Annotated in this window: 6 protein-coding genes and 2 pseudogenes; 2 read left to right on the top strand and 6 right to left on the bottom strand. The window is 74.0% G+C overall.

Features of this window, described 5'->3' with window-relative positions:
• Positions 1-113: 113 nt before the first annotated feature.
• The 6 genes and pseudogenes from ACFVU7_RS44785 to ACFVU7_RS44760 form a co-directional block, all read right to left on the bottom strand.
• On the bottom strand, positions 114-1,760 hold the full coding sequence (locus tag ACFVU7_RS44785) for a glutamate--tRNA ligase (protein WP_388052469.1): 1,647 nt from the start codon (positions 1,758-1,760) through the stop codon (positions 114-116).
• A 122-nt stretch (positions 1,761-1,882) separates the two neighbouring features.
• Positions 1,883-3,787, bottom strand: a complete 1,905-nt coding sequence (locus tag ACFVU7_RS44780) for an asparagine synthase-related protein (RefSeq protein ID WP_388052466.1) — start codon at positions 3,785-3,787, stop codon at positions 1,883-1,885.
• A 180-nt stretch (positions 3,788-3,967) separates the two neighbouring features.
• Positions 3,968-4,375 (bottom strand): hypothetical protein, encoded by a 408-nt coding sequence (locus ACFVU7_RS44775; protein ID WP_388052463.1) that lies wholly within the window; start codon positions 4,373-4,375, stop codon positions 3,968-3,970.
• 70 nt (positions 4,376-4,445) lie between these two features.
• Complete coding sequence (locus ACFVU7_RS44770; RefSeq protein ID WP_388052460.1) at positions 4,446-7,778, bottom strand: SDR family NAD(P)-dependent oxidoreductase; 3,333 nt, start codon at positions 7,776-7,778, stop codon at positions 4,446-4,448.
• A 118-nt stretch (positions 7,779-7,896) separates the two neighbouring features.
• Positions 7,897-9,573: pseudogene (locus tag ACFVU7_RS44765) on the bottom strand (non-ribosomal peptide synthetase); the annotation flags it as partial.
• A 23-nt stretch (positions 9,574-9,596) separates the two neighbouring features.
• Positions 9,597-10,403, bottom strand: coding sequence for an aminotransferase class I/II-fold pyridoxal phosphate-dependent enzyme (locus ACFVU7_RS44760; protein WP_388052457.1), 807 nt, complete (start codon positions 10,401-10,403; stop codon positions 9,597-9,599).
• On the opposite strand from ACFVU7_RS44760, the gene ACFVU7_RS44755 reads away from it, so the two are divergent.
• Positions 10,386-10,616, top strand: a complete 231-nt coding sequence (locus ACFVU7_RS44755) for a phage major capsid protein (RefSeq protein ID WP_388052455.1) — start codon at positions 10,386-10,388, stop codon at positions 10,614-10,616. The two genes, ACFVU7_RS44760 and ACFVU7_RS44755, sit on opposite strands and share 18 nt — an antisense overlap.
• A pseudogene (locus tag ACFVU7_RS44750) lies at positions 10,616-10,992 on the top strand (hypothetical protein); the annotation flags it as partial. The gene ACFVU7_RS44755 and the pseudogene ACFVU7_RS44750, both read left to right, overlap by 1 nt.

Genomic DNA, 10,992 nt, shown 5'->3' with positions numbered 1-10,992 from the left:
TCGCTGGGCTCATAACCCAGAGGTCGCAGGTTCAAATCCTGTCCCCGCTACCACGTACGTCGCAGGGGCGGACACACGATGTGTGTCCGCCCCTGCGACGCCCCAGCCCGTGGTCAGGCCGTTTGCACGGCGTCCAGGCGCCGTCGTACCTCGGCCTCTCTGAGCGTCGCCGCCACCAGGTGCAGTGCGGGGCTGCGGGTCGATCCGGTGATCAGCACACGGATGGCCTGGGCCGCCTCCTTGATGGAGCCCGGGGGCAGGCCAGGATTCTGCTTGTAAGTCCTCGCGCTGTCAGCGAAGTTCAGCTCGGCGGCGACAGCGCGGATCTGATCGAACCAGCCGTCACCGTCCTCGATGGGCTGATAGCGGTCGAGCAGGCGCCGGCTGAGGTCCTGGACCACGTCCGGGGCCAGTCTGCCGAACCGCGGATCGGCGGGATCGGTGACGGTAACGAAGAGCTGCTGGAAGAAGAAGCCGTAGTGGGTGCGGAAGTTGCTCCACATTCGGAGATCCTTGCGCGGGTTGTCGAATCCGTCGCGCTCCACCGCGAGGGCCCGCAGCGCCAGGTCCTCGTTGTTTTCCAACACCTCGGCGAGCGGCACGTCGTACGCCTTGGCCCACTCCTTGACGCGCTCCAGGATGGCGGGGCCGGGCAGGGCGGCGACGTGGTCGGCGCAGATGTCCTCCAGCTTCGCGAGGTTGATCAGCGCGCCCGTCACCCCGCACTCCTCCAGGCGCAGGGGCTCGCGCAGGGCCTGGTCGAGGGGCATCTCGGCGAGCCGGCCGTTGGCCAGGCCGCGCAGGTAGTACAAGACGGCCTTGGTCGGGTAGCCGGCCTGGGCGTAGTACTCGACGTCGGCCTCGGGGTCCTTGCGCTTGCTCAACTTGCGGCGCGTCTTGTCCTCCTGCTTCATCAGGGGGGCGATGTGGGCGTAGGGGATGCGGGGGAAGGCGAGGGCGTCGAAGAGCTGGTGGTGGACGGGGACGGAGGACAGCCATTCGTCGCCGCGGATCACGATGGTGACGCCCATCAGGTGGTCGTCGACGGCGTGGGCGAGGTGGTAGGTGGGCAGGCGCGGCTCGGTGTTGGACGCTTTGAGGATGACGGTGTCGGCGCGGTTGTCGTCCATCTCGATGGTGTCGCGGATCCGGTCGCGGAAGGTGGTGCGTCCCGCGTCGGTGCCCGGGGAACGGAACCGCACCACGTACGGGACACCGGCGGCGAGCCGTTCACGGACGGCGTCGTCGTCGGCGTCCCGCCAGGGAGCCCACTCGCCGTAGTGGCCGCTGGGCACCTTCTTGGCGAGCTGGTCGGCGCGCAGGGCTTCGAGTTCGTCCTTCGTGGCGAAGCACGGGTAGGCCCGGCCCTGGCGCATCAGCTCGCGGACGTAGGTCTGGTAGATGCGGGCGCGCCGGGACTGGGTGTAGGGCCCGTACAGGCCGGTGGCGTCGGTCTCGTCGGAGGACACGCCGAAGTGGCGAAAGGCGCGATCGAAGCGCTCGACGGCGCCTTCGACCTCGCGGGCCTGGTCGGTGTCCTCGATGCGCACGAGGTACACGCCGCCGCTCTGGCGGGCGATGGCCGCGTCGATCGCGGCGACGTGGATGCCGCCGATGTGCGCGTGGCCGGTGGGGCTGGGGCAGAACCGGGTGACCTCTGCGCCGGCAGGCAGCTGGCGGGCGGGGTACTGCTGCTCCCAGAAGGACGGCTCGGGCAGGTCCGGGTCGAGGAGCGCGTCGATTTCGCTGGGGTTGAGCACGGGTCCTCCGGGTGCGGTGTGTTCTCGCCGTGACGGCGGCCGGGTGGCGGTTCGGTCGGTGCCGGCGGGCCGGGCCGCTGGCCCGCATGGTACGCGAGCGAGCGGCCCGGTCTGCCCCAATGTCATCTGGCCGGACGGGAGTTCGACAGGTGATGATCTGTCATCTCCGGGGTCCGTGTGAGAGGGGTTTCCGCCCCGTGGACGTCCACGTGGGCGGTGGAGGTCTCCACCCAGTACCGGGGCCCGGGGCGCCCCTCCTGGACGCCGTGCACCGCCGTCGCGCGGCGTCCTCGCAGCCGCAGGAAGTGGGCGAGCGCCTGGCTCATGGGCTGGGAGGCTCCGCTGATGAGCGGGAACGCGCAGGCCCGGCGGGCCAGGTCGGTCAGCGTCTCGCCCAGCTCCGGATCGGCGGCGGTCGCCCGGGCGGGCGGAACGGATGTGCCGGGGAGTAGCTGGTGGGCGATGTTGAGCGCGGCCAGGGCGACGACGTGTCGGCGGGCAGCACGGCGCCGGTGCCGCGAGGCGGGCAGCGGCGGACGCTCCAGAGCGGGCGGGGCCGGCGGGCTGCTCAGGACCACGGAAGGCTGGTGAGGGCGGGGAGCGGGCTGGTCGAACCACGCGGTGAGGGCGGCGGCACGAATCCACTCCTCGCCGTGCCACAGCGGGTGGTCGGGGCGCTCGGCCTCGGCCGGTAGGCGCAGGCCGATCTGCTGAGCGGTGGTGGAGCCGAGCAGGTCGAGCAGGTCGCCGTGCTCGTCGCTGCGAACGGCCTGGAGGATCGTGCCGTCGGCACTGCCGATCTTCGGGTGGAGCGCGACCTGCGGGTCCAGCCAGGCCAGAGCCGCCTGCCGCAGCAGCCACTTCGGCTGGAACCCGGCGACCGAGGGCTGCAGGGCCGTACGGCGCAGCGCGAGGGCAGGGGCGATGACCTGGGAGTCCACGAGGGGGCTGAGGACGGCCATGCCGGGCGCCTGCGTGCTGGCGGGCTCCCACTCCGGGACGGCCACCGCTCGGCGCACCGAGCCCAGCGCGGACCACGTCCAGCCCTGGAGCCACCGCTCGCGGTCCGCATGCAGGGCGCGGGCGCGGGCGGAGGCGAAGCGCTCCGCGAGCGCGTCACCGAACAGCGTGCCGAGGACGCCAGCCGTGTGGCCGGGAGCCGGGGCGTGTCCGCGCAGGTAGCGCAGGGTGCGGTGAGCATGCTTCAAGGCACCCAGGCCCCGTTGCTGGGTGCGCAACGCCTGGTGGCCGAGGGCCGTCGGAAGGGCCCGCGGGTGACGGGCGAGCAGGTCGACCAGGAGCTCGTCGCGTTCGGCGAAGACCTCGTCGCCGCCGTCGCCGGTGGCGATGGCGTCGCAGTCGAAGTCGGCGTGGGCGACGGCGACGATCTCCTCGAAAGCGGCCGCGAAGGGCGACCCGGTAGGGAGAGCGGTCATGGCGTTGACGTCGCGCAGGGCGGCGACCAGGCCGGGCTTGTCGGGCAGGTCCACCGGCTCACTCCGAGCCCCGTACTGGCGCAGGAACCGCTCCCGCAGCCGCTCTTCGGCCGGCGTTCCGAGGTCGCTGCCGACGTTGAGCAGCACCACGCGCTCGGGCGCGCGGCGCAGCAGGGCGGCCGCGACGAGGGTGGAGTCCAGGCCGCCGCTGAACAGGCAGGCGACACGACGGTGCCGGGTGAGGATGCGGTCGGCGAGGTCATCGAGACGATCGCGCAGCTGGACGGTGCTGGTCTCCAGCGCCTGGGAGGCGTGCGCGGGGTCGCGGTGCGGGGCCCAGGTCGCCTCGGAGCGGATCGTCCTGTCGGGCCGGACCACGGCCGTGTGGCCGGGTTGCAGGGTGAGGACGTCGCGGTAGAGGGAGGGCAGGAGGCCACGGGTCCAGCGTTCGCCGCTGAGGAACGCGGCGGCGCCGTCCGGGTCGGGCGTGCGGGCGCCGACGGCCCAGGCGAGGGTGCGCAGGTCGGAGGAGATCAGCAGGCTGGCGCCGTCCCAGGCGAGGTGGAGTTCGGCGCGCCAGACCGGGGGCACCTCGATGCGCAGCTCGCGGGTGGTGGCGGTGAGGACCGTCGGGGTGGCGGGCGGCGAGGTCGGCGTTGAGGAGCAGCGGGGCGGCTTCGTCGGCGTGGCCGGTGGTGAGCAGGTCCGCCCACCCGGCCGTGCGGGCCGAGGTGAAGGCGCCGTCGGGCGCCCAGACGGCTCGGAGCGGCGTCATGTCGAAGGTCCTTCCGGACGTGGGGCGTTGTAGTGGACGATGTCGGCCACGCTCGGGTGCTGGAGGAGCGTGGTGTGGTGGGCATCGAGGACGTGGACGGCGTGGCCGTGCTGAGCGAGGGCGGCCCAGCCCCAGGAGGGGTCACCGGCAGGGGCGGGCAGGACGCCCGCGAGCAGCGAGTCGTCGTACTCGGCCTCGGCGGCGCGCACCACCACGATGCGGCCCGGGTAGGGGCGGGGACGGTAGTGCTCGGCGGCGGCAAGGCGGTGCCGGTAGCCGATGGCGAGCCGGGTGGCGTGTTCGGTGGTGAAGGAGCCGGGCACGATCTGCTGGGCGCGTAGGTCGTCCAGCAGATCGGCCATCGCCTGCTCGGGAGGGTCGTGGCGCAGGCTGTACGGATCCACGGTGAGGCGCTGACCGGCTTACCGGGCCCGGTGGCTGGTGATGGCGGCCACGATCTCGGCGGCGGGCACCTCAGTGATGCTGCGGGGACCGGGGCCTGCGGGCGCGGGCATGTCGAGGACGACCACGGTGGGGGCGTGCCCGGTGGTGTCGTGCACGTGTTGTGCGACGGCCAGGGCCAGGTGGGCGCCGAAGGAGAAGCCGACGACGACGTCGGGACGCGGTGCGCTGGCGGCGAGCCAGGTCCTCGATCGGGATCTCGACGGTGACGTCGGACAGGGGCGGGCCGGGCAGCGCGTGGACCTGGTGGCTGTCGCCGAGTTGGGCGGCCAAGGCGGCGAAGACGTCGACCGATCCGCTGATCGGATGCATGCACCACAGCGTCGACCGGTCGCCCTGGCCCCAGCGCCGGACCGCTGCGGTGGGCGCCGGCTGGCCGGCGGCCGTGGTCGAGTCGATCGCGGCGGCGAGGTCGCGGACCGAGGACGAGGCGAAGTACAGCTCGGTGGGCAGGACGCGGCCGGTCTGGGCACCGACCCGGGCGAGGACGTCGATCGCGGTGAGGGAGTCGGCGCCGTGCGCGGCCAGGTTGTCGTCCGGGCCCAGGTCGGGGTCGGCCAGACAGCTGCGCCACGCATCCAGCAGGGTCACGAGCAGGTCGGCCTGCGGCCTGTCGGCCGGCACCGGCGGTTCGGGGGCGTGCGTGGTGCTCAACGGGGCGCGCACGTACCGCTCGTACCGGTCGAGGAAGCGTGCGCCCTTGACGACGAGGACGTGCCCGCTCTGGTCGGACAGCAGCAGACGGGTCAGGGCCTGCTCGGCTTCCTGCGGGGTGAGGCCGCCCTGGACCATGCGATGTTCGTGGGCCGAGGCGGTGGCGTCGTGGTGCTGCCAGGCGTCCCAGCCGATGCTCAGCCAGCGGGTGCGGGCGTACTCGGCGTGCAGGGCGTAGCTGTCGGTCGCCGCCGAGGCCGCACTGTAGGCCGGCAAGCCGATCGCGCCGAGCACCCCGGCGAGGGAGGACATCAGCACAACGTGCCGCACATGATGGTTGGCGGCTGCGGCACGCAGCGTCGCGGCAGCGTCGATCTTGAGGGCGAAGTGCTGCTCGCCTGCCCACTGCGGCAGGCGGGTGCCGTCCTGGTAGGCGGCCTGACCGGAGATCCCGGCAGCCATGACGATCCGCTCGATCCGGCCCAGGTCACGGGTGACATGCGCGATGAGGGCCGTGAGGGCACGCGGGTCGGCGGCGTCACACTCCCGCACGACGATGCGGGCCGGCTGCGAGGCGAGGTCGTCGGCCAGGCGGTGGGCGTGGCGCAGGCCAGGGCCGGGGCGGGCCGCGAGCACCAGCGTGCCGCCGGTGGCGGCGAGGACGCGGGCGGCGGCGGTGCCGATCTGCCCGACTCCCACGACGAGCGACACGCCGCCGCCCGATCCCGGCTCGGGTTCGGGCACGGGCGAGTAGACGGGGCTCCACCAGCGGCGGCCGCGCAGGGCGAGCACGGGCTCGGCGGCCCAGTCCACGCCGCGCCGTACCGCCTCGGCCAGCGCCCAGGGCTGAGTGCCCTCCAGGTCGAGGGTGCGGACGCGGAGCGCGGGCACGTCCATCGACAGCGCTCGGGCCAGGCCCGTGAGCGTGGCCGACCGGGGGTCACCGCCCTCGGTGCCGAGCACCGGGTGAGCGCGCCGGGTGAGCGCCACGACGTCCACACCGCAGGCGGCGGGCCAGCCCGCGGCGCGGGCGGCCAGCGAGGCGAGGGCGTCGTAGGCACGCTGCACGGACTGGGAGCCAGCGCCGAGCGCGTACCCGCACACCACCAGCGTCCTGCTCTGCGGCTCCTCGGCGAGGCCGTCCGGCGCCCACACCACCGGGGTGCCCTCGGGGACCGCCGCGGACAGCAGGTCGAACAGCCGACGGCCCGTGTGGTCCTGCTCGGCCATCAGGACGACGCACGCCCAGCGGGGAGCGCCATCGACGGGGCGCCCGGACCATTGGGCCCAGGCGCTGCGCCGGAACTCCACCTGCGCTTCGGCGGGCTCGGCTGCGCCGACGCTGTCGGTGGTGCCGGTGACGGGCTCGGGCCAGATCCGGCGGGGCCGGTAGCCCGCTTCGTGGAGCGTCGCCGGGCGCGGCCGGGGCCCGGTGCCGGGTGCCGGGGGTTCCTCCAGGACGACGTGGGCGTTGGTGCCGCCGACGCCGAAGCTGCTCACCCCGGCCCGGCGCATCCCTTCGGCCGTCTCCCCGGGCTCGGGCCGGGTTAGGACCCGCAGCGGCGCGGCGGCGGCCAGGGCGAGGGAGGGCGTGGTGTGGTTGACCGTGCCGGGCAGCACGCCGTGGTGCAGGGCCAGGCCGGCGCGGATCAGGCCCACGACGCCGGCCGCGATGTCCAGGTGCCCGAGCCCGCCCTTCGCGGACCCCAGCGTCACCCCACCCGGCCCGGGGTGGGAGGCGAACACGTCCGCGAGCGCCTGGAGCTCCACCTGATCGCCGAGAGCGGTGCCGGTGCCGTGCGTCTCGACGTAGCCGATCTGCCCGCAGTCGAGGCCCGCGCGGGCCAGCGCCGCTCGGATGGTCTCCGCCTGCCCGCTCCCGCTCGGCGCGGTGAACCCGTTCGAGCGCCCGCCGTCGTTGGTGACGGCCGAGCCGCGGATCACCGCGTAGATCCGTGACCCGTCGGCCGCGGCGTCCTCCAGGCGGCGTAACGCCACCAGGGCCGCGCCGTCGCCCATCACCGTGCCGTCGGCCGTCGCGTCGAAGGGCCGGCACAGGCCGGAGGCGCTGTGGATCGACGCGCTCTCGTACTGCCAGCCCGGGGAGTTGGGCAGAACGATGGACGCTCCGTCGGCCAGTGCCTGGTCGGCCTCGCGCAGCAGCAGGGTCTGGCACGCCAGGTGGACCGCCACCAGGGAGGAGGAGCAGGCCGTCTGCACGGCGACGCACGGTCCCCGCAGCCCGAGCCGGTAGGCGAGCCGGGTGGCGGCGAAGTCCTTGTCGGTGCCGGCCTCGAACTCCAGGGCGCTCACCGGTCCGGCCTGCGCCAGCAGGTCGCGGTACCCGCTGTGGTTGGTGCCGCAGAACACCGCGGTCCGCTCGCGGACGGCGGTGTTCTGCGGGCGGCCGGCGTCCGCGTCGGCCAAGGCCTGCCAGGCGCACTCCAGCAGGAGTCGCTGCTGCGGGTCGCAGGTCAGGGCCTCGCGCGGCGACATGCCGAAGAAGGCCGGGTCGAACAGCTCGACGTCTTCCAGCTGTCCCCGGGCGTACAGGTGGGGGCCGTCCGTGGAACGGATGACGGCGCCACGGTGGGCGAGGACGTTGTCCCACAGCTCCTCGACGCTGTCGGCGCCGGGCACACGGGCGGCCATGCCCACGACGGCGATGGCGTCCTCGGGGATCGGCGTCATGACCGGCCCTCCGTCTCCGTGCGGCGCCGGCGCAGGAGACGCCCCGTGCCTCGTTGCGCTGGGCGCCGTGGTCGTGCCGAGCGGGCGCCTCGTCCGTGGTGCCGTCGACGTGGGCGGCGAGCGCGCGCACGGTCGGGTTGTCCAGGCAGTCGGCCGCCGTGACGTCGATCCCCAGCTCACCCAGGCGGACCGTCCACGTCAGCAGGTCGAGCGAGGTTCCGCCCGCGTCCGCGAACCGCTCGTCGGGGCCTGCGGGCGGACGGCCCAGCGCCCCCTGCCACGCCTGGGCGACGGTGCGCTGCGTCGCCGTCGACCAGACCGTGTCCGGCACGCTGGGGCCGGCGACGGTCAGGAACTCGGGCAGGCGGTGCCGGTCGACCTTGCCGTGCGCGGTCGCCGGAAGCGACGCCAGGGCCACGACGCGGTGCGGGACGAGGTGCGCGGGCACGCGCCCCGCCAACCAGTTCCGTACCCCGGCCTCGAGGCCGGTCGGGTCCGCTCCGGTCGCGGGGACCACGAACGCCACCAGGCGCGCCGCCCCGCCGGCCGTGCAGGGCACGGCCACGGCCGCCGCTTCGGCCACCGTCTCGCTCGCCACCAGGTGGCGTTCCAGCTCGGTCAGGTCCACGCGCACACCGCTGACCTTGACCTGCGCATCCATGCGGCCCAGCACCCGCAGTTGACCCGCCGTGTCCAGCAGACCCAAGTCCCCGGTGCGGTAGTAGCGCCCAGGCGGCAGCGGGCCGGTGCCCGGGGCCTCGATGAAGCGGGCGGCCGTCGCGGTGGGGGCGTCGAGGTAGCCGTCGGCCAGGCTCTCGCCGCCGATCCACACCTCCCCGACCGTGCCCGCGTCGAGCGGGACGCCGTCCTCACCGACGACCTGCACGGTGCTGTTGTCCAACGCGGCACCCACCGTGTCGGTGGCCACCGGCCGACCCGGGTCGAAGACCTTCACGGTCGAAGTGATGCCGGCCTCCGTCACCCCGTAGACGTGCGCCAGAGGCAGGCCCCGCTCCAAGGACTCCTCGATCAGCGCGGGCGGCGCCTGCTCCCCTCCCATGAGCAGCAGCCGCAGCGACTCCGGCAGCGGGAGCGGGTTGGCGCGCAGATGCCGCACGAGCAGCTGCCAGTAGACGGTTGTCAGTTCCGCGACGGTGACACCTCGCCGCTCCAGCTCACGCAGCAGCTGGGCGGGGTCATCAGGCTGCGCCCCGGTCAGGACCGCAGTGCCGCCCGCGCACCACACGGGCAGCACCTCCTCGAACACCACGTCGAAGGACGGCGGCGCCAGCTGGAGGAACCGGTCACGAGCGCCGAGGCCGATGGCGACGCCGAACGCCCGGCAGTAGGCGCCCAGCGCCCGGTGGGAGAGCACCACCGCCTTGGGCCGCCCGGTCGACCCGGAGGTGTGCATGACGTACGCCGCGCCCAGCACGGTCCGGGCACCAGACGTCAGCGGCTCCTGAAGAAGGACGGTGCCCGGCGTCTCGCCGTCCACCAGGACACCGGCCACGCCGGCTCGCTCGGCCACCTCCCGTGTCCACGACGGCGGGGCGTCGGCGTTCAGCGGCACCGCGACCGCGTCGGCCAGCCACACCGCCAGCAGGGCACGACAGAACGCGTGTCGGTCCGAGGCCTTGATGCCCACCAGGACGCCGGGCGCGATACCGGCGGCGCGCAGCCGTGCCGCCGTGGACTCGGCCTGCCGGTGCATCTCGGCGTAGGTGTGGGTCCCGGTCGCCGGGCTGTCGATCGCCACACTGCCGGGGTCGGCGGCCACGCTGCGCCGCCACATGTCCGGGAAGGTGTCGTTGGGGTTCACGCGGCCTCCTCGGCCATGGTGTCCAGCAGGTGGGAGAGGGCGTCCAGGCCGGCGGCGAGATCGGTGGTGGTGCCGCCGAAGCCGAGCCGCACACGGCCGGGGACGCCGAAGCACTCGCCGGGCACGAGCAGCACCCGGTTTTCGCGCATCAGCCGCTCGCACAGCGCCATCGTGTCCGGAACGCGGGCGAGTTGCGGGAAGACGACGACGCCCGCCCCGCCCGCGGTGAAGGACACCTCACCAGGGCGCGCGGTGAGCCACTCCTGTACCAGCCGCCTGTTGGCGGCCGCGGCCAGCATGCGCGGCCCGATCAGCCGTCCGGCCCCTTCCAGCGCCCGCTGCGCCACCCACTCGACCAGCGGCGAGAGCGCGAGGGTGGTGTAGTCGCGCACCCCGACGGCGGCGTGCACGATCTCGGGCGCCGCGATGCCCCAGCCCACCCGCAGCCCCGGCAGACCGAACGCCTTCGACATGGTCCCAAAGCACAGGGCCCGCTCGTAGTGCGTCGGGGCGGCCAGCGGCGGCCCGTCGAACACCAGGTCCTCGAACGCGCCGTCCCACAGCAGGTAGCAGCCGTGCCGCTCCACGATCGCGACGAGCTCGGCCAGCTCCCCCGTGGTGAGGGTGACGCCGGTGGGGTTGTGCGGGAAGTTCACGATCACCGCCTTCGTGGCGTCGGTGGCCAGCTGCCGCAGCTCCTCCAGGTCCGGGCGGAACCCGTCCTCCGGGCGAAGCCGCCACCGGCGCACCCGGCAGCCACGCGCCAGCACCGGGGCGAGCAGCGAGTGGTACGCGGGCTCCACGACGACCACCTCGTCAACCAGGGCAAGTTCCTCATCGGCTCCTTCGGCCTGGGCGCGCGCCTGTACGACCGGGAGCAGGTCTCGGTCCAGGTCAGCACGGAGAACCGCGACAACTTCGAGAGGGGCGTCGTCACCATGCGCGGCTCCGAGCGCATCGGCCTCGAAGTCCCGCGCCCCGAGAGCTTCGTCTACGGCACCTTCAAGGCGCACTGATGGCCGCCCGCAAGCCCACCGCGAAGCCCGCCGCCGCCCCCGCGGCGAAGACCGCCGGCGCGGGCGGCCCGGACCTGGAGACCCCGCCCGCCGAGCTTTCGGCCGCCGCGCCGCTCGACCCGCCGCCCGGCCCCACCGCCGAGCCGGAGCCGGACCAGGCGGAGCCGACGACCCCGGGCATCGCCGCCCACCAGCCCCTGGCCTCCGGCCACGTCGACCTGGTGGACGAGGACGGCACCCTGCTGCCCCACGACCTGGAGCAGCTGTTCGACCTCTCCCACCCCGAGCAGACCGTCGTCTTCCCCCGACTGCGGATCTACCAGCGCCGGACCTACCCCGGCACCCACCGGACGGTCACGCAACTGCTCTACGTGCC

This window comes from Kitasatospora sp. NPDC058046, from assembly GCF_042885595.1.
Lineage (GTDB): Bacteria > Actinomycetota > Actinomycetes > Streptomycetales > Streptomycetaceae > Kitasatospora.
The sequence above is the reverse complement of the archived record's forward strand: the minus strand, read 5'-3'. Positions and strand labels throughout refer to the sequence as shown.

Excerpts from the sequence above, each read along its gene's own strand:
- ACFVU7_RS44770 (WP_388052460.1), bottom strand. The coding sequence starts at position 7,778 with ATGACGCCGATCCCCGAGGACGCCATCGCCGTCGTGGGCATGGCCGCC.